Source organism: Salinicoccus kekensis (genome assembly GCF_900220995.1).
In the GTDB taxonomy this organism is placed as follows: Bacteria; Bacillota; Bacilli; order Staphylococcales; family Salinicoccaceae; genus Lacicoccus; species Lacicoccus kekensis.
The window spans coordinates 33,715-52,866 of the sequence record NZ_OBQF01000008.1; the positions used below are offsets into that span (position 1 = coordinate 33,715).

Below are 19,152 nucleotides of genomic sequence, written 5' to 3' on the forward strand. Positions count from 1 at the left end.
AAGGTAGACCCTAAATAGACATTATATATATGTATTGATATGCTTAACTGTGACTTTCGATGTTATTTTGCACTGATTTAGGCGATAACTTGCACTATAGTTAAAAAGTCCAGAGCTTATATTTTCAAGAAGACAGCTCGTTTTAAAGTTAGTTATGCAGAATAAAACTTAAAATATATGCAATTTATCTTTAAAAATGACACCATATGAAATGAGTGGTTTTAGAAAAATAATGTATAATTTTCTTCTTGTGAAGAGAGAGAAATATAGAATAAAATTGAGGAGGAGAAAAATATCGCTTATATTAGTTGGTGGATAATCTTTGTCTTAGGTTTGTTGTCTTATTACTGGTTTTTCTTTGTAGAATACGGAGCTATTGTCACCGTAATTGGCACGATTATTTGTGGTTTGATTGGAGTAGTAATAGCCGTTGCGTTAAAAAAACGTAATTTAATCATCTTAAGTGCTTTTCTTTTTCTTAGTCCCTATCTTATCTTCTTGTTCATAGTTTTGTTCTTAAATTAACAAGTGGTGAGTAGAATATTACACATGAAACCTCACCCTCCTAACCCATAACATAGATCAGGGGGTGAATAGTATGATATAAAAAGAATTAATTCAATTCCTTTTTAATTCTATATATCGTCTGACGTGTAATTCCCACTTCCTTTGCTATTTGAGAAATTGCAATGCCTTCCTTTAGTCGAGAGACGATACGATGATACACAAGTCTTTTTTGAGGGTCTTTGGCTGTCGGTGAGTAGAGCGTCGGCCGGCCTTTATACACGCCTTTAGCTGTGACTTTCGATGTTATTTTGCACTGATTTAGGCGATAACTTGCACTATAGTTAAAAAGTCCAGAGCTTATCTTTTCAAGAAGACAGCTCGTTTTAAAGTTAGTTATGCAGAATAAAACTTAAAATATATGCAATTTATCTTTAAAAATGACAGTTTAGGCTACTGCACCTTTAAAGATTGAACTTTAAAGGTGCTTATTTTATATGGGGAGAATCTTTATGTTAAAGTAAAAAATAGAAATAATACAATTGAAAGTAGCGTGGAATTATATGAAAAGTGTGTCTTTGATAGGCTGGTTCGCTCTGCTTAGTGTCGTTTTTTCTATATTTTGTTTTACACTTATTATGACGAGAGGACCGGTTATAACAGGAGGGCCACCTGTAGAAATTTATATTAGTCTGATTTCATTAGCTTTAGCTTTAATACTTTCGATAATTGGTATTATAAAAAAGTCAGAGCCCAATCTTCTTCCTGGGATATCTCTCGTTATAACAATAGCATTCGCTTTCTTTTTTTTATTAATCTATATCGTATCTGGAATGTCTACTGATTATTAAACTTTTGGTGGGAAAAGCAATCCTGAATAAACTAAAAAGCCGGTAGGCAGATACCGTGAGGTATCAAGAAAGCCTACCGACAGCTTTTGGGTTTTTAGGGTTGCCGTTGGTTCACACCAAAAGGAAATTGGAATAAATATTTGTAGTAACTTCAAATTAAATATTATAAAGTTGAAGTAATGGGAATGTTTATCCTTTTTGGAAGAAAGGAAGAGGAATAAAGAATGAATAAGAAGAAAATAACTGGATTTATAGTTATAATTTCTAGCTTACTGGTTGTGTTTTTAGTGTTACTTATAAGTAATCACTTTTTATCAAAAAACCAAGGGGTAGAGTATGTAACGAATAATATTGTTAATGATTTGGATGTACAGAGTATACAAATTTCTGATGAAGATGCGACTATTTTCTTAGACTTATATGATTCAGAAACAAGAAAGAACGTTATAAATTATTTGGAAAGAACATTAACAAATGAAGAATATGAGAAATATGATATAGAGTTTGTTGGTAATAAAATATTGTCTATACCAAAAGAGGCAAAATCTATAAAAGAAAACCTTATTAAAAATTATGATGTTCGAGATATGACAGTAGATTATGAGGAAGAGAATATTTTTATTGATTTAGATGATTTGAAACGAAAAGCTGATGTTATTAGTTATCTTAAAGAATCATTAGCACCTTCTGACTTTGCAACATATGATATCAAGTTTATTTAAATTGTGAGATACAAAAGGGGGTGTAGTTGTGGCTGTTTATCACTTTGGTAGAACTACTTTTGCTAATAATATTTCGATTGGTCAGAATAGAAGATTTACAACCCCACAGAGTGTGTTAATTTCTCCTGATGGTACGGTAAATTTACGTATTGAGGTTATACCGGCAGGGGCAACTAGTGGAGAATCAGTTGCTACAGGTCGGTTTTCATCAGATGTTAACTTCCCGATTAACCATTTAACATCTTCAGGAGGTCAATATACGATTAGGTTAAATAATGCAGGTTTTGGTACAGCAGAATTGAACGGTGGTAGTGTTTATTATTAATTCGCGCCGATTATAAAATTAAGCTGCCCCTGATCAATTTGGGGCAGCTTAACTTTATAATTATGCGAAAGGATTGCAGGGTTGATTTTGAAACCAGACTGATATAGCAATAGCCCATTCGCTTCCTTGAAGTACATAAGGGTTTAAGCATCTTTGTAATTCGAGATCACAACTGCAAGCAAAATATCCTCGACTACCATAACAATTATCATGAGTTTGGCAACATGTATCAACAGAACTTATTGGAGCCCCCGGCCCACTGCACCCAGGACCACACCAATTACCATAAATGCAAGAGGCTTGAGTGGTGAGCTGATAATGTAGAGTTGGCTCGTCTTCGTTGGATTGTAGCATGGCACGAAAGAGAGGAGGGGGTGACGCTCTTGGAGTAGTCTTTAAAACAGTAAAAAAAGAGTGACTTAAGCCACTCTCATTAAATATTACATTCCTATCTCTTTTTACATCATCGAATTGATAATATATCCAATGGCCATAAAAATAAAAAAGCTGAAAAACATAAGAGCATTAAGGAATATCAATAATGTTCTTTTTGACAGGACACCAAAAACTACCCCAATTGGAGAAACAATGAAAGTTAAAAGCCAAAAAGGACTAGAAATTTCAAATAAAATATTGGGAATCCAAACGAGAATGCCTATCAATAAACAGATTAAAGAGATTGTAGTAAACTTATTTTTAATTTTACACATCTCCCCTCATAATTATATTATTATTTAATAACAACCGTTTGTAGCAGATTGTGCTTGAAAATATGCAAAGACAGCATAAGCCATTTGTTTTTCCAAAAATTTCATTTTATAAGTTTGAGCAATTATTCTGGACATTAATCTTTTATCACTACCACAATCGAAATAACCGTAATCTCTATAATCTAAATCATGCTGTTTACATATATTATCAAGCACATCTTTAGTGCCCCCGCCTCCATGTCCAGGGCCGCACCAGTTACCCCAAACAGGTAGCGAAAGCGCCATAACAGTTACTTCTCCAGGCTTCTTATTGTACGCTTGATTTACTTGGTTTATTTTTTGACCAGTTCCAATAATAAATTCGCTTTGTCCATCATCTTTAGCTTCTTCAACATCAAACTTTATTTCCCCATCTTTAGTTCTAGTTATGTATTGTTCCAACACAAGTTGAGTTTCTTCGAAGCTGCTGTTCTCGTCAACTTTTTGGGTTGATGCTTCGGCGCTAGACACTCCACTAACAAGTAAACTGAAAGTCATGAAAATTAAAAACAATTTCTTCACAATATACTCCCCTTTATTTATCACCCAGATTTATAAATTCTAATATATGTAACATAAGAATAAATATAGAATTTACACGTTTACTGTAACACACTTTTTAGAATATAAAATGGGAAAATAATAATATGGAACCTTTAATAATTGTAGAGCAGAAAAACATATTTTTGATCAATACAAAATTGACCGACCTTTATTTTTTGTCGATAAGCGATATATATTACATGCGCAACAGTTAGCTATTAGCGATTAATTGGGGACGCAAGTCATTTATCGCCCTTATATACTTATGGCCCACAAACGTATAAAATGGTGTGACTTTAGGAGCTATTTTGCATCTGTTTTAACTGTTATTTTGCACACTCAATTTAGAAACCCAGCTGTCTTCGTGAAAAGATAAGCTGGGCTTTTTAATTATAGTGCAAGTTATCGCTTGAATCAGGGCAAGATAACACCGAAAGTGACATTATTAAGATTAATTGGTAAGTATATATCGTTAATTTTAGGCAGACCCTAAATATACAATTCAGGCTATTGATTTCATTGGTTTTCGAGTGTGTGATTAGGGTGTATTTTAATGTTCCTTTAAATAGGTATTCCACATAACAGTCGTTAAATGTACATATGTAAATATGTTATATAGCATAAAAACGTATTAACATAATAGTAAAACTGTTACTTAGTACGTCAGGATTTTTTATATTTCAATCTATCCTCTTATAAAGGGAACATACGTTCTGTATAATGAATGTAAGGAGTGATAGCATGAAATGTACTTACGAAGGCTTTGATTACCGGAAGATACCGCAACAGGATTTGAATAGCAATATACCGAAGGGTCGGGGAATGATAAAATGGGCGCCATTTAAAACAATGCCAGAACAATACGAAAGAGTGTCTTATATGATTGAAGAACAAGCGAAGTCTGATCCCCCTACTTTAGATAATGAAACAATAGTAATGCTGGAAGAACAACTTAAAAGAAATATAGGAGAATCTGTACTGTTAAGGTACTGGAATGATGGCTACGAAGTGTTTATTGAATGCAAACTTGAATATATTGATAATCGCACTGGTATAATCATAGTTAGTAAAGAAAAAGAATTACTGCATATAAAATTTGAGCACATATATGAAATTATTTAATTATGTAAAAAGAACTTGCATAAAAGCAAGTTCTTTTCTTTTATTTCAATGAAATTTAAAAGAATCAATTCTGACAGAGCGATTCTAAGGCATTTTCCTAGTTAAAGGTGGACAGTTATACGTTAAAAGCGTTTGTGTGGCTTCATTTTTTGTCAAGTCCAGAATCCTGTGTAATAAGGTATATAGTACCTTATGCGAGTGAGAACACTTTGGGTTTTCCTCCCCCGGCCATGGCCGGGGGAGGAAATTTTCTATTCAGCCTTTGAGGAACTTTCGATTGGTCGCCGTCATCAGTTCATGGTTGTCCACCAGGACCGCACCGATCAAACGCACGGCCGAAGCCGCATTCGGAAAGATGCCAATGACCTTTTCCCGTCGCCGGATCTCTTCATTGATCCGTTCCACACTGTTGGTCGTCTTTAAAGACACATGATGGAGCTGGGGCTCCATCATGAACTGGATCGCATCCTCAAAGCCGGCTTCAAGGATGGCGCATGCCTTTTCATATTTCTGATCACCGGCCACAAATGCCTCGAACTCTGCCTTGCATACTTTGGCGTGCTGCGGCGTTTCGGCATTAAAAATCCGTTTCAACAGACGCCGTTGTTCTGTACTGCCCTTACGGGGCATGGTGCTGGCGATATTTGTGGTGAAGTGGAACGTACAACGCTGCCAGGCCGTACCGACGAATTCTTTGCGGATCGCAGCCCGCAGGCCGGCATGGGCATCCGAGATGATCAGCCTGGGCAGTGTCAGGCCACGGTGGCGCAGATCCTGGAAAAATGCCGTCCATGCCTGTTCTGATTCTTCTTCAGACACCATGAAGCCCAGGATCTCACGGAAGTTCCCTTCGTTGATGCCCTGCGCCACATAGACCGCTTTGGAGACGATACGATGGTCTTCCCGGACTTTGATATACATCGCATCCACATAGAGGTAACGGTAGGTCTTCAGGTTCAGCGGCCGGGTGCGGAAGGCGTCAATCTCCGGGTCCAGGCGTTTCATGATGTCCGAGACGAATGATTTCGATACGCTTTCACCACAAAGGGTCTCCACGATTTTCGTCACTTTGCGGGTCGACACCCCGCTGATCACAGCCTCCGTCAATGACAGGACAAGTGCCTGATCTTTCCGCTGGTACTTCTCGAACAGTTCTGTGGAGAATTCGCCGGAACGCGTGCGCGGCACCCGCAGCCTGAGGCGGCCGATCGGCATGATATAATCCCGCTCGTAGTAGCCGTTGCGCATGTCCTGGCGGTCTTCACTCCGTTCCCGTGCCGCCGCCTAGACATGCGCATCCCGTTCGGCCTCCATATATGCATTGAAGACCGCCACAGCCAACCCTTTCGTGGCAGCGTTGAGGTTACTGCCCAAAATTTGTTCTGTCAATTGATCCATATCTAGGTTAATATTTAATTGAGTCATACTTGTGCCTCCCTGTATCAATGATGGTGTCCCAACTAACATTGTACTACAGAGCACAGGTGTGGCTCTTTATTCTTATTACACAACTATATGGACATAATTTCATTTTTTAAAGAGAACCATCAATTTCGATACCGTCTTTCTGCTTTTTCTTATCTTTTACATTTTTATTATCTGCTTGATATTCATAATCTGCGATTTTATACGCAATTTGTTTTGGAGAAACATTTTGATTATTGTCCTTATCTTGAGACAGTTCATCCATTGCTTTACTATATTTTTCATCATAGTTGATGCTTTTAAAATATTGATCTTTTTCTAATACAATCGGTTGGTATTTCATCTTAATATCATTATCATCAATATTTGTGAGTATGTCATTGAAATCTTTGACATGATCCCACGATTCTAAATCTTTCGGGCTACCCAATTGTTGAAAGTTTTGGTGTCGAGGTGAAGCAACATGATTTTTAACGGTCATACCTGTTTCTCGATGTTCAATTTTTTCATTAATATGTTCTAATATAAAACGTTCTCCTGCTTTATCACTGTCTACCGCAAAAACAACATTTTTAGGTGGTTGCTTCGTTTCTTCATATATCTGTCCGATAGCATTGTAGTAAGTTTCCGGTTTCAATCCGGCCATTGAAACCATTCGAGCATTAGGTGGATTGTACATACTTGTGTAACTCAATAAATCAATGGATGATTCAAATACATATAAATTTTTCGGCTTACCATTTGTAATACTGAAGCCCTGTTTTTCTTCTGAATTTTCTACAATCTGCTTAAAACGTTTTTCAGGATGCGTACCTTGTTTATCCATCCCAACAACCTCTTTATTTTTTGCCCACATAAATACAACATTGTCATTATGGTCTTGCTGTATGAGCTTTTTGTTGATTAAAGTATCAACTAAATCTTCATTAATTCCCCTGTGATCGACCAGGTATTCTTTTGCTTTACTTGTGTCATCAGACAATTCTTTCGGATCAAAGACAAAAGGTTCTTTCTCTTTATTCACATTCACTTCCTTCGTTTTATATTCATCATTTAATGTCAATTCTTTAACAGCATCTCTAAAACTATAATCATGAACACTTCTCAAATAATTAATCGGGTTGCCTTTGATATCTTGTGAGTTCCAGTGGAAAGAGTTTTCTTTTTTATTAATCACAAAACTGTCATGCTCGGCCAGTTTAGCGTATTTATCTGAAACATGAAGCACAACATCCCCCTGATCCTCTATAACATCTACAATATCAACATTCTGCGCTTTTAGAACAAGCTCTTTAGGTACAGGTTTTCTCTCTTTAAATAACTGTCTGATTTCATCTTGAGTATAATCTTTTGCCATTCGATCTTCTCCTTTGTAAAAAAACGAGTAATAGAAAAAGAGAAAGTAGATTAATATCCACTTTCTCAATCATTAAAGTTAAAATTTGAACTGTGTTTTGTATTCTTCATTCATTTCAACAAAAGCATCAAATGATTTTCCTTTTTTAGATTTGAAGCCCTTCACCTTATTTTTTGTCTGTTTATTCGTAATTAATTCTTTTACATGTGTTTGTGACAGTTTTGTTCCGGCCATATTTTCAAATATCACGAAATTGCAATCTGAATGGTTGCAAGGGTAGAACACTGCGCCCTTTTTACTTTTACGCTTTTCCACTCTCCCCTGCGTACATTTTGGACATTCAGCAATACCTTTAACGTGACTGACTGCTTTAATATCGTTCGTGACATTATTTTTTTCTAATTCTTCATCAATTACGCTTGTTTGGTGCTTTAGATACTTTTCGATATTTGCAATAAAAGTCTTAAAATCCATTTTTTCATCAGATATATTTTTTAAAGCTTTCTCCCATTTTGCCGTCATTTCAGCAGAAGCGAGTAAAGTGCCTGTGACTGCGTTACATAGCAATATTCCTTTTTTAGTGATTTCCACTTTATTCTTCTTTACAGTAATATATTCATGTTTTTGTAACTTCTCGATGACATCAGCTCGTGTGGCTTCTGTGCCAATACCTTCAATATCTTTCAAGATGTCCGCATCTTCTTTTTCTTCCACTTGTTTTCCGCAGGTTTTCATTAAGTTAATGAGCTGTCCTTCAGTGTATAATTTAGGAGGTTTCGTAACTCCCTCATATAAATCCGGAAGTGCTTGTACAACGTCTCCTTCTTTTAAATCTGGCAAGGTATTTTGTTCGTCTTTTGTCTCAGCTACATCCTCTTTGAATAGTGATTGCCATCCTAAGTTCACATCAATTTTCCCTTTAGAATGAAATGGGTGCTCTTTAATATTTGTTGTTACCTCTGTTGTTTCATATTCATAATCTTCTAAGAACATTGCGATTGTTGTATTATATATTTCTTTGAATAAATTCGCTTCTGCATCATTCAATTTACTAACTTGTGCCTTTGAGACACCTTTTGTTAATACAACGGCATAGTGTTCTTGTACTTTTGAACCGTCTACAAAGCGTTTTCTAGCTTCTGAATAGCCTATTATGGGTTTCAGGTCATAAATATCAAAATACTGATTTAATCGGTCTTTTATATAATTAAATTCCTGCTCTGTTATAAATCGAGAATCAGTACGGGGGTATGTGACTAGCTTCTTTTCATATAAAGATTGAACCGTCTTTAATGTCTGCTTCGGACTGTATTTCCATTTTTTATTCGCGGTTGTTTGCAATGTACTCAATGAGTGCAATTGTGGTGCAGACTGCTTCTTCCATTCTTTCTCAACGGCTGTTACCTCGCCTTGTCTTTCATCTTTAATTTTAGACAAAAGATCCAATGCAACAGCCCTGTCTTTATCTTTGAATTCCATTTTACCTTTATAATCATGACCGTCTTTAGTGAAAGTGGCATGTATCTCATAAAAAGCTTCTGGTTTGAACTGATCGATTTCTTTCTGGCGCTGAAAAATCATATAAAGCGTAGGTGTTTGTACTCGCCCAATGCCAAAGACATCCCGATTCAAACCGAGTGCTTGAAACTTCAGTGTATATAGTGGACTTAAATTCATGCCGATCAGATAATCTGCGACCATGCGTGCTTTTGCTTCTTGAAACATTAAGACATCTTTTGAATTATCCATCAGGGCATCAAAGCCTTTTCTTACTTCATCCACTTCTAAGGAATTAATCCATAAGCGCTTTATCGGTGTATCTTTAACACCTGCCTGTTGAAGAATGAGATAGAAAATATTTGAACCTTCCCTGTCTACGTCACATCCATTGATAACTAGACTTGCTGACTTCAACATCTGCTTCACGGAATTGAAATGTTGGGTTTTGCCTTTAGAAATTTTGTACTCAAAGCGTTTTGGTAGATATGGCAAATTTTTTAAATCCCATGTGTTGACAGCATCTTGCGTTTCCTGTGGCAATTTTAATTCTACTAAGTGACCAATGCCCCATGTGATAAATGCGCCACTCTTAAAAGTGGCGCAGGGTTCTATCTCAATATGTGTTTTAGTCTTATTTTTTACATTAAAGGCTTCTGCATAGGCTTTCGCCTGTGATGGCTTTTCTGCAACAATTACGGTCGTCAAAATTGGTGTCCTCCTTTATATAAAACTCGTATTAATACTTTTTAATAATTTCAGTTCATTTGTATTAATGCCGACAACATCGATAAACCAAAGAATGTCTATCAATTCATTGTTAGAACGCTTCAATTGATTCTTGTCTAACTTTAAACGGTGATAGGAAATATTTTTAGAACCTTCTTCTTTTTCTATAAACAATAACTCTTTTTGCTGTGTATAATCGGCTATTTTTTCTTCTATCAAAAAATCAATATATGTGCTGTAATCACATAATACATTGAGTAACGTACCAATCACTTTTTTCTCATAACGCTCATTTAAGCCCATAATAATTTCATCCAATATTTCTAGAGGTTTTAATTTAATTCTCATTTCTATAGTATCAGCTTCTAAATCATGAATCTCGTTGTCTCTCAATCGTTGAATATGTCTGTTGATATCAACAGAGAACCAATCATCGTTTAAATGCGATTTAATTTTAACCTGCTTATCTTTATAAGAGTGAAAATGAAATATATAGTCAGTAATTAACATAACCTCATGATCTATTTCGATTAATGGTTCATTAAAACGGTCATTATCAAATATAGTGACTTTATTATCTTGAATTAATACATCTAATTGCTCCATGTGATCACCTCTATAAATGTTATATGATTGTATTACGCTGTCTCGCCTTTTAAAGTTCAATATCCTGCTTTTTATTCTTCTTCTTGATCTCTTTTTCTTTCATCTGTTCAACAAGTTGATTATCTTTGTTCAATCCGAAATCGATAAATTCTTTAATTGTACTTTCCTGATTATTTTGGAACGTTTTATAAGCCTTGTTAAAAGTTCGTTTATCCGTAGTATTGTTATAAAAATCAACAGTGTCGCCGTTCTCAAATTCAATGGCCAAATTATCTGTGTCTTTAAGTACAGTAAATTCTTTAAGACTATCTGATTTCATATTTTGATAATCAAAGCGCATATCTCCGATTTTCAAAGTCTGAATCGTTTCAGAAGCTTTTTCTGACCCTTCCTTTACATTATCATTTTCTTCGTAGATACCTGGTGTTTTTTCAGATTTCATATCAATATCAACATTCCTCTGTTCCTTCTCATGTACTTGTTCATATTCTTTTTCAATCCCATCAATCAGAGATCGAGACGCTTTACTCACTCTTTCGATGGCACTGAAGGTTTCTTTGTCATCCAGTGCGTTTAAATTATCTGTCCAGTTCGCCATATAGTCGATTGATTTTTCTGAAGTGTCTAGGCCAAAGTGTTTATTTGTTACATATGCTGTCATTTCTGCTTCCAGTTCTTTTGTGGGATTGTTTAATGTTGTTTCTTTGTGGAGCAATCCATGAGCTATCTCATGATTTAAGGTACTGATATATTCTCCATCACTTAAATTAGGTCGCATACGGATATCATCTGTAGAAGGATAATATGCACCTTTCGCATTACCGAGCCTTTCAGTGGTTTGTTCATCTTTTAGATGAAATCCCTGCTTTTCTGCGAATGACTTGATTGCTTCTTTTAAATCAGGATATTTCTCTTTCAAGGATTCTTCATCAAACTGAAACGGACGATTCGGAAATATTTTTGGATAATCTTCTGCTTTTGCATCCGTTTGTCCGATATCATAGACATCAGCAAATTTATAATAATGTAATTTTTGTTTAACTTTATATTCACCTGAATCAATCTTTGCCTGCTGTTCTTTTGTCGGCCGATTCAAAGGAATCCACTTATCATCTTTATCAATAGTATATTTTTTAAATATTGGCGCTAGTACCTGTAACGGTTTCTCACCTTCACGGATATTAAAGCCCAATTCTTCAAAATGCTTCTTGCCTGCTACCCCATGTGCACCTTTGTATTGATTATTTAATAGCATTTGATTTCTTGGAGAGTAATCATGCATCTTGGCCATGAAATCTAAATATTCTTTGATACCTTCCTCACTTTTCATATGCCATGCGACATCGCCCATTGCTTTATTAATAGTTTCTTTCATTTCAGCCTGTTTTTGTTTTGCAAACTCTTTTTTACTTAATCGTTTAGCCATTGGCCATCCTCCTTTAATAAAAAAAGAATACCTTAAAAGGTATTCTCTCAAACTAATCATTTAATAACCCATTATGTCGAATTGTTCTAACCTTAATATTAATTTTCTTAAAGGATTGTTTTCGTGTCTAAATCAACTTCGAACGCAACTGCCTCATCTGTATTAACATCCTCTAAGTTTTCTTCATTAACAGGCACTATAATATTTTCATCATTCTTTGGGGAATAAACTGTCAATGTCCTCTGTTCTGCATCCATATCTACCGCTACACAAATATCTGTATTTTGATTTTTCATTCTAAAACCTCCATTTATAATTCATATCCATATTGCTGTCGAGATTTTTCTTGTTCGACACTTTGCTCTAACCGCCTATTATCCATTTCAAGTTGTTGATCTTTATAGCGAGAGTTGAACCCCCTTTCAATCATAAATTGAGTCCGTCTATTAAGAACCGGATTGTACTTCACTCGTCTATATCTAATAGGTGATTTCTGTTGAGCCGGCTCAAACTCTGCCTTGTTTCTAAAAAATTCATTTTCTCTTAACCTACTTTTAAGTCTTTCTTCTTCTTTCAAATTTTTTAATAATGCATTACCCATTCGTTCATCCAGTTCATTCAACTTATTAGTTTTTGTATTCTCATATTTCTTATATTCTTTTGTACCAGTACCGTATAAGCGCTTATTTAATGCTGTTTCCTGATCTAACATTTGATTATATTCTTCATACTGTTTGCTATGATTTCGTTTAATATAATCATGTGTATATTCATCAATCAATGGTTGTAAATGCTTCATTCCCTTTCGATTATATGACCATTTATTACTATTTTCTGGCAACTGTTTTTTAATCTTTTCCAATTTTTCTTTTTGTATTTCCGTTGGTTTTTGAAGAAAATCATTTTTAACTAACTGATCTCTTTGCTTAGTCATGATATCCAAACGATGGTTTCTATCAATCAACTGATTAATGAATTTACTTTTCATATCACTCAATGTTTTATCGGTACGTGCACCTCGTTGTACTCCATCTGATTCTCTTTCAACTTTTTCGTCCATATTAACTGATGCCACATGAATATGAATGTTATCTGTGTTTCTATGAATTGCACCTGTCCAAACTAAATTATTGATCTTGGCTGAACGCTTAAAAGAATTCATTGAATCTCTGGCAGATTGAATTAAGGCTTTAGAATCTAATTCATTTGTACGAGAATTATATAGTCCATACTCCTCTAAAAATGTATTATCAAAAGAGTAAACATCCTGCCATAAAACACGATTATCATTTCTAGCATTATCAAAAGCATTTGCCTTACTCAATATTTCATTCTGTTCTAATTTATCTTTCTTATCATCAAATCCGAAAGCACCTTTCTTACGATCATTCATATAATCAATATAGTTAGCAAAATAATCTGGTGTAGATTCCGATTCATTTAATGCTTCTTTTCTATAAATATAATTGATATAAGAAGAATAATTCTTTCGGGATGCAGTATTGGGTTTAATAAATTGTGCCTTTAGTACAATCGCCGGTTTCATCATTATCCCTCAATTTCTTTGTGGATTAGAAATAACAAAAGAGGTTTACTATCGGTCTGTAAAGTATTATACGTTCAACCAATCGTCATCAATTTTATCTGACTTCTTCTCATTCTCCATAATCAATCCATCATCATTATTCTGTTCCAATGTATCTTCTATATTTTTAGATTGCCCTTTTCTTCTAAAACTATCTCTTTCTCTAATAAGTTTTGTGATTTCTTTTCTGGCTGAAGTGTAGTAATCACTTTCGAATATATCTCGATTCACAATCGCTTTTGGATGCTTTTTAATTTCAAAATCAGCGGTCAGAAGCAAACTGTTTACACTGACACAGTGATCGATATGGTTCATTTTTTTCTTCATCTGTTCGATTTCATTTTTAATTGTGTTCATCTTATCTAACATTTTATATTCAGCAGATTCATGCTCAATCATCTCTGATAAAGCAAATTGTTCTATCGCTTGTACTAATACTTCTTTTTCAGATTTTAATCCTTTTGCTTTTTTGATTGCATGTATTTTAGAGACTGTATCATCTTCCAAATCATATCTTTTTGAAACCATTGTGACCCTCCTTATTCAGATACATCATAATTATCTTCATCAAGATGCAGTTCTTCTTTAGTCAGTAAATCGATGAAGAACCCTCTAAATCTTTTGTTTTCATCAATGAATTGATTGTATGCTTCTGTGTTTGCATCTAAACTAATTTGTGTATTTCTCATTGCTGTTTCAAACTTTGTTATCGAGTTAAATAACAATCTATCTTCAACATATTTTCCTAATACATCTTTAACGAGTTCACTAAAATTCATATCTTTCTCTTTAGCAATTAACTTTAGTTGATATAGAATCTGATCATCAAATTCCTTAATATTTATTTGCGCCATCAAAAATTCTCCTTTTAACACTGTACATTTTCTTGTACAATGGTATTTTTATACTGAAATAAGGCTATTTTTATGTACAATGGTATGTACATAAGCCTTAAAACTGTCTATAAAATAATATTGCCGGCACTGCCGGCATATCAATGGTTTTGAGGATTGATATATTGAAAATATATAAAATCCTCCTTATGCTCTTACTTAAATTAAGGATTTTAAAGATTTGATTCAAGGATAGAAAGTTTTTCTTCACGTTCATCTATTGAATCTTCAACATCTGTAATCTCTTCTTTAAGTGATTCTATCTCTGAATAATGAGAAGAAATGCTTGCTTCTAACTCCATTTGTTCTTCATCTGTCATCATATCCATTTCATCTTCGCTGTCAGATATCTGATCTTCTAAAGTTTCAATTCGTCTATTATAATACTCGATGTCGTTCTCTAAAGAAGCAATTTGTTCATTTACTGTTTCAATTTCAAAAGCATAAGATTGCTGTTCATATTCTTCATCTGATAATGATTGTACACTTGCACTTGTTTCTTCTTCAGCAACAAAAGTATAAAGTGATGTGTCATCTGTGGAACTATCGTTCTCTGAAGAAAAGGCATCTAAGTGGAAATCTAATCTTAACTCAATATGATTATCTGGTAAGTTGTTGACTTCTACAACGAAAAAAGTCGGTGTGATTTGTTTTGCTTCAATGTCTAATTCGAGTAAGTCATTATTGTTCATACGTGCGATGCCACTGACTTCTAAAGTGTCGTTTGCAATGACAGGCGTTGTACCATCTCTATTTTTAATTACAAACTTCGCCACATAAAATTCTTTCTTATCATTATATTCATTTTCAACTAATTGAATTGTATTGCTGTTGAGAGTGAAGTCTTTAAACTTTTCCTCTTCCGGGATACTACTTGCTTCTGTCTGAATATATGTCTTGTATGTGTATAATGAAGCATAAGAAAGTACCACAACCGCGATAAAGATATAAAAGATAATCGATGTATTTCTTTTAAAGTACATCGCAAAATCTGTCATCTTATTTTTGATATGCTCTTTATCCATACGGTTATCACCTGCCTTTACTATTAATATTAATCATATAATTCATCTGCATTCGGATCATTGATCGACACAATTGATGTGATAGTATCGAACTTAACTTCTCCTTCTACTGTATTAATTGTACCTTTCAAAATATAGTTTCCAGAAAAATTTTCGTCGCCTGCTTCGGTATTTGTTTGATACATTGCGATGACTTCAACACTATTATTTGAATACGAATAGTAAGCATCTAATGATGTTATATCCATATCTATTTCAAGTGGTTCAAAGTCTCCTTCTGCATGTTCACCATCCTCCACATCTGAAATATCCTGATCGTCATCTAAAATATAATAGTTTTCTTCCAGATATGTTTGAGCAGAATCGGTTGTCATCTCTTGCAGTTGTTCATTCTTTTCCTCTTGGTCATCATAACTGGTTAATATATCAACAAACTCTGAAACGAATGTGTCATATGATTCGATTTCAGACCTTAATGCTTCACCTGAATTTTCTATACTTGCTGTCTCTTGTGATGTGTTCTGAGTATCTTCTGTGTCTGATGATGTGCCTGCTTCATTGAACGATGGAGAAGAAGCGTCTGCCTCTGTATTCGTTGGTTCTTCTTCCAGTTGTGATTTTAATTCTTCATTTTCATTTTCAAGTTTTTGTGCTGTGGTTCGATTAGATAAGTACATAACAATGATGACGACGACTAATCCAATCATTATAAATCCAACTAAACGTTCTTTATTCATATGCCCCCTCCTTAATCTAATCCATCAACCATATCGTCATAAAATTTAATGGCACTGTCGATATGATAATTCCCGCCTACGAGCATTTCGACATGCAAGTGATCGCCAGTTGACTTGCCGGAGTTACCCGAATGTCCAATCGTTTGTCCTTTTTCTACTTTCATCCCTTCGTCAACCATGACACCATTATCTGCACCTGTCATGTGAAAATAACTTAGTACCACACCTTTATTATTGTCTGGAATAATTCTTATATAGTTTCCTAAATCCATCGATAATGCTTGACTTAGCGGTATACCTCTTGGATTATCCGGAGAGCCTTCACTCAATTCTATAACTGTACCATCGACCATTGAAAAAACGGGTGTACCGATTGGAACACTCCAATCATAACCAGGATGTGGTGAACCAGCAGATGCATCATAGTAACATCCGATATCACATGATAGATCATTTAAAAAAGCGTCTCTGGACAACGGTAATGCCATGTCACCAACAATTTCACCATTCACTTCGCCTTGTGCTGTACCGCCGATATATTGATTTACATTAGAAACATAATTCGAATCGCCATATGACGACCATCCGATTTCTTCGGCCATTAAATCTGAAAAATCTTCTGCAACTTCTTGACTGTACCCACCATTTTCTTGTGCATATGAAATGAATCCCTCACCAAAATTATAGGCTTGCAGTACGATATTTAAGTTTTCATCAGAAGCATTTTCCACACCAACTTCATCTGTTAAATCTTTAAAATATGAAACACCTTGTTCAATTGAATCTTCAGTGCCAATTGAATTGGGCGGTAAACCTAACGATTCACTCGATTGAAATATATCTGGTACTGTGCCCCCTGATTCTTGCGAAGCGACGGCAAGCAAAACTGGCAGGAACGATTCATCTAAGTTTTGTGATTCCATTTCTGCTTCAATATCATCCTCATATTCGAGAACGGCTTGTGGAACAGACATCATTTCAAATGACCCTTGTTGAGATTCTATGTTTTCATTTTCTTCCGCACCAAAAGCAGAAAGCAGTGCAATCAGAACAATAATCACACCGATAATGGCTATAATGATTAATCCTGCTGTTGAAAATAAAATGCCGAGTGTCCATAAAATAATTTTCTTTTTTATCAACCACTTTGCGTATCTGATAGCTATCTTCAGTTTGCTTCACCTCGCTTAATCGAGTAGAGGGAAAATAACGAATTATTTTCGCCCCTCTCACAACACCGTACATACGGATCACGTATACGGCGTTTCAATTTATATTACAGTGTGTACTTTTAGATAGTAGGCTGAGACAGAGGGCAAGCCCCGCTGGCTCAGCCGTTTGTTTGAAATCGCTCTGTTAATGACTTTAGACAGGCCGATGTAGCGGTAACCTTTACGACAATAGGTCAGCCCTTTCGCTTCCTCTCTCGGAATGCCGAGCTGAATGAGCGATTGAATTTGTTTCTTTGCGACTTTCCATTGCTTCCAGATGATGACGCGAATTCTGGCACGTAATTTCGAATCGACCTGCGCCATCTTCTTCTTCATATGTGACAACCTGAAGTAATTGACCCAGCCATAAATCACTTGTTTCAGTTTGAGTATCCGGTAATCTAAAGATACACTCCAACTGCGCTTAGTGAGTTGTTTGAGTCGTCTTTGGAATTTCTGGACGGAATTTTCATGCGGCCTGACTGCGTAGCGGCGGGTTCTGTTATCATAGAAATACCCAAAACCCAGAAATTTCATTGCCTTCGGCCGCACGATACGGCTTTTCTCGCTGTTGACGATGAGTCCGAGTTTACCCTCTATAAATTTTGTCACGGATGCCATCACCCGATGTGCGGCTTTCTCGCTCTTTACAAAGATCAGCGCATCATCCGCATATCGGGTGAAACGGAGCCCCCGTTCTTCCAGCTCTTTGTCCAACTCATTCAACATGATGTTACTCAGGAGTGGACTCAGGTTACCGCCCTGCGGTGTCCCCACTGGTGTATGTTCGTATTTACCCTTGACCATCACACCGCTGACCAGATATTTTCTGATGAGCGAGATGACATCACCATCATCAATGGTGTTCGAGATGATTCTCATGAGTTTATCATGGTGGACCGTGTCGAAGAAGCGTTCAAGGTCGATGTCCACCACCCAGTCGTATCCATCATTGAGAAATTCAAGGCTCTGAATGATGGCCATTTCACAGCTTCTGCCGGGTCTGAATCCATAGCTGAAGTCACTGAACTGTGTCTCAAATATCGGGCTGAGGACTTGATGAATGGCCTGTTGAACGACCCGGTCCACGACTGTTGGTATGCCCAATTTGCGCATTTTGCCATTCTCTTTTGGGATTTCCACTCGTAAGGCAGCTTGTGGCCGGTATTGTCTCGTTCGGATGCGCTGACGCAGTTCATCTTTATTGTCCTTCAGATACTGTTTCAGTGCTTCTATAGTGACGCCATCCACCCCACTTGCACCCTTATTGCGATACACGCGCTTGTAGGCTTGATTCATATTTTGGTTGCTTAAAATTGCTTCTAAAAGTTTCACACTCGTTTCTTCCTTTCCGTTCATGTGACGGTCAGACACTTCACTTTTGAGTAGCCTTTGAGATACGCTCATACTTTCCTCATTAACACATTCTGAAGTATATCTGCCGTGCATTCATGGCGTAGAAACACTATAAATTGTTCCGCCCTTCATGATAAGCATCACTACTATGGCTTCTGCTGACTTCTTGCGGCTAACCGTTTTCGACTGTACGCATTGTACATCCGCAAGACCTCCCAGGGTAAGACGACCATCTTTCCTCTTTTACTCGTCTGATTTACTCGTCAGGGTTACGCACATCGTTTGGACTTTGACTTGTATAGGAGTCTCATCCGCCTAACGCGCCTTAGTATCAGATTTCTATTCGTCGAGCCAAGATTTTGATACACGCTGCCTTCAGCCCTTACCTCACGGTAAATGCCTTGCGTTTCTCTAGTGGTTGGTTGATGTGTACCCCCACAGTGGACTTTCACCACCTAGATAGTCGCCATGCCTGGCGCACTATAAAAA

General features: G+C 36.0%; 17 protein-coding genes and 2 pseudogenes. 4 read left to right on the top strand and 15 right to left on the bottom strand.

Annotated features, from left to right (window positions below; all coding sequences use genetic code 11):
• Positions 1 to 613: 613 nt before the first annotated feature.
• Positions 614 to 793, bottom strand: a pseudogene (locus CRN96_RS12835) (helix-turn-helix domain-containing protein); the annotation flags it as partial.
• Between the two features lie 786 nt (positions 794 to 1,579).
• On the opposite strand from CRN96_RS12835, the gene CRN96_RS12845 reads away from it, so the two are divergent.
• From CRN96_RS12845 to CRN96_RS13310, 3 genes are all read left to right on the top strand, one after another.
• A complete protein-coding gene (locus CRN96_RS12845; protein WP_097042869.1) occupies positions 1,580 to 2,077 on the top strand; it encodes a YolC/YozM family protein in 498 nt (165 codons plus the stop codon).
• A 28-nt stretch (positions 2,078 to 2,105) separates the two neighbouring features.
• A complete protein-coding gene (locus CRN96_RS13170) occupies positions 2,106 to 2,402 on the top strand; it encodes a hypothetical protein (protein WP_143544325.1) in 297 nt (98 codons plus the stop codon).
• A 486-nt stretch (positions 2,403 to 2,888) separates the two neighbouring features.
• Positions 2,889 to 3,140, top strand: coding sequence for a hypothetical protein (locus CRN96_RS13310; RefSeq protein WP_179647244.1), 252 nt, complete (start codon positions 2,889 to 2,891; stop codon positions 3,138 to 3,140).
• Here the strand turns inward: CRN96_RS13310 and CRN96_RS12860 are convergent.
• On the bottom strand, positions 3,137 to 3,673 hold the full coding sequence (locus tag CRN96_RS12860; protein ID WP_097042873.1) for a hypothetical protein: 537 nt from the start codon (positions 3,671 to 3,673) through the stop codon (positions 3,137 to 3,139). The two genes, CRN96_RS13310 and CRN96_RS12860, sit on opposite strands and share 4 nt — an antisense overlap.
• A gap of 762 nt (positions 3,674 to 4,435) precedes the next feature.
• Here CRN96_RS12860 and CRN96_RS12865 point away from each other — a divergent pair.
• Complete coding sequence (locus tag CRN96_RS12865) at positions 4,436 to 4,816, top strand: YolD-like family protein (RefSeq protein WP_179647246.1); 381 nt, start codon at positions 4,436 to 4,438, stop codon at positions 4,814 to 4,816.
• A gap of 255 nt (positions 4,817 to 5,071) precedes the next feature.
• Here the strand turns inward: CRN96_RS12865 and CRN96_RS12870 are convergent.
• From CRN96_RS12870 to ltrA, 13 genes and pseudogenes are all read right to left on the bottom strand, one after another.
• Positions 5,072 to 6,241 (bottom strand): annotated as a pseudogene (locus CRN96_RS12870) (IS256 family transposase).
• 109 nt (positions 6,242 to 6,350) lie between these two features.
• Entirely contained in the window at positions 6,351 to 7,598 is a 1,248-nt protein-coding gene (locus tag CRN96_RS12875) for a DUF3991 and TOPRIM domain-containing protein (RefSeq protein ID WP_097042877.1), read from the bottom strand.
• 78 nt (positions 7,599 to 7,676) lie between these two features.
• Complete coding sequence (locus CRN96_RS12880) at positions 7,677 to 9,803, bottom strand: type IA DNA topoisomerase (protein ID WP_179647247.1); 2,127 nt, start codon at positions 9,801 to 9,803, stop codon at positions 7,677 to 7,679.
• A gap of 15 nt (positions 9,804 to 9,818) precedes the next feature.
• Positions 9,819 to 10,430 carry a hypothetical protein gene (locus tag CRN96_RS12885; protein ID WP_097042880.1) on the bottom strand — a complete coding sequence of 204 codons (612 nt, stop codon included), beginning with the start codon at positions 10,428 to 10,430 and terminating at the stop codon, positions 9,819 to 9,821.
• Positions 10,431 to 10,479: 49 nt separating this feature from the next.
• Positions 10,480 to 11,856 carry an ArdC-like ssDNA-binding domain-containing protein gene (locus CRN96_RS12890; RefSeq protein WP_097042883.1) on the bottom strand — a complete coding sequence of 459 codons (1,377 nt, stop codon included), beginning with the start codon at positions 11,854 to 11,856 and terminating at the stop codon, positions 10,480 to 10,482.
• Positions 11,857 to 11,963: 107 nt separating this feature from the next.
• A complete protein-coding gene (locus CRN96_RS12895) occupies positions 11,964 to 12,152 on the bottom strand; it encodes a hypothetical protein (RefSeq protein ID WP_097042885.1) in 189 nt (62 codons plus the stop codon).
• 14 nt (positions 12,153 to 12,166) lie between these two features.
• Positions 12,167 to 13,402, bottom strand: a complete 1,236-nt coding sequence (gene mobP2 / locus CRN96_RS12900; protein ID WP_097042888.1) for a MobP2 family relaxase — start codon at positions 13,400 to 13,402, stop codon at positions 12,167 to 12,169.
• 66 nt (positions 13,403 to 13,468) lie between these two features.
• Positions 13,469 to 13,969, bottom strand: coding sequence for a hypothetical protein (locus tag CRN96_RS12905; RefSeq protein WP_097042890.1), 501 nt, complete (start codon positions 13,967 to 13,969; stop codon positions 13,469 to 13,471).
• Positions 13,970 to 13,980: 11 nt separating this feature from the next.
• A complete protein-coding gene (locus CRN96_RS12910; protein WP_097042892.1) occupies positions 13,981 to 14,295 on the bottom strand; it encodes a hypothetical protein in 315 nt (104 codons plus the stop codon).
• A 212-nt stretch (positions 14,296 to 14,507) separates the two neighbouring features.
• Entirely contained in the window at positions 14,508 to 15,359 is an 852-nt protein-coding gene (locus CRN96_RS12915) for a coiled-coil domain-containing protein (RefSeq protein ID WP_097042895.1), read from the bottom strand.
• A gap of 29 nt (positions 15,360 to 15,388) precedes the next feature.
• Entirely contained in the window at positions 15,389 to 16,096 is a 708-nt protein-coding gene (locus CRN96_RS12920; RefSeq protein WP_097042897.1) for a hypothetical protein, read from the bottom strand.
• Positions 16,097 to 16,107: 11 nt separating this feature from the next.
• The gene (locus CRN96_RS12925; RefSeq protein WP_097042898.1) at positions 16,108 to 17,238 is read right to left on the bottom strand and encodes a lysozyme family protein; all 1,131 of its coding nucleotides are present in this window, start codon (positions 17,236 to 17,238) and stop codon (positions 16,108 to 16,110) included.
• A gap of 129 nt (positions 17,239 to 17,367) precedes the next feature.
• Positions 17,368 to 18,642, bottom strand: coding sequence for a group II intron reverse transcriptase/maturase (gene ltrA / locus CRN96_RS12930; RefSeq protein ID WP_097042908.1), 1,275 nt, complete (start codon positions 18,640 to 18,642; stop codon positions 17,368 to 17,370).
• Between the last annotated feature and the right edge of the window lie 510 nt (positions 18,643 to 19,152).

Excerpts from the sequence above, each read along its gene's own strand:
- CRN96_RS13310 (WP_179647244.1), top strand. The coding sequence starts at position 2,889 with ATGGCCATAAAAATAAAAAAGCTGAAAAACATAAGAGCATTAAGGAAT.
- mobP2 (WP_097042888.1), bottom strand. The coding sequence starts at position 13,402 with ATGAAACCGGCGATTGTACTAAAGGCACAATTTATTAAACCCAATACT.
- CRN96_RS12895 (WP_097042885.1), bottom strand. The coding sequence starts at position 12,152 with ATGAAAAATCAAAATACAGATATTTGTGTAGCGGTAGATATGGATGCA.
- CRN96_RS12905 (WP_097042890.1), bottom strand. The coding sequence starts at position 13,969 with ATGGTTTCAAAAAGATATGATTTGGAAGATGATACAGTCTCTAAAATA.
- CRN96_RS12845 (WP_097042869.1), top strand. The coding sequence starts at position 1,580 with ATGAATAAGAAGAAAATAACTGGATTTATAGTTATAATTTCTAGCTTA.
- CRN96_RS12915 (WP_097042895.1), bottom strand. The coding sequence starts at position 15,359 with ATGGATAAAGAGCATATCAAAAATAAGATGACAGATTTTGCGATGTAC.
- CRN96_RS12890 (WP_097042883.1), bottom strand. The coding sequence starts at position 11,856 with ATGGCTAAACGATTAAGTAAAAAAGAGTTTGCAAAACAAAAACAGGCT.
- CRN96_RS12875 (WP_097042877.1), bottom strand. The coding sequence starts at position 7,598 with ATGGCAAAAGATTATACTCAAGATGAAATCAGACAGTTATTTAAAGAG.
- CRN96_RS12920 (WP_097042897.1), bottom strand. The coding sequence starts at position 16,096 with ATGAATAAAGAACGTTTAGTTGGATTTATAATGATTGGATTAGTCGTC.
- CRN96_RS12910 (WP_097042892.1), bottom strand. The coding sequence starts at position 14,295 with ATGGCGCAAATAAATATTAAGGAATTTGATGATCAGATTCTATATCAA.
- CRN96_RS12885 (WP_097042880.1), bottom strand. The coding sequence starts at position 10,430 with ATGGAGCAATTAGATGTATTAATTCAAGATAATAAAGTCACTATATTT.
- CRN96_RS12865 (WP_179647246.1), top strand. The coding sequence starts at position 4,436 with ATGAAATGTACTTACGAAGGCTTTGATTACCGGAAGATACCGCAACAG.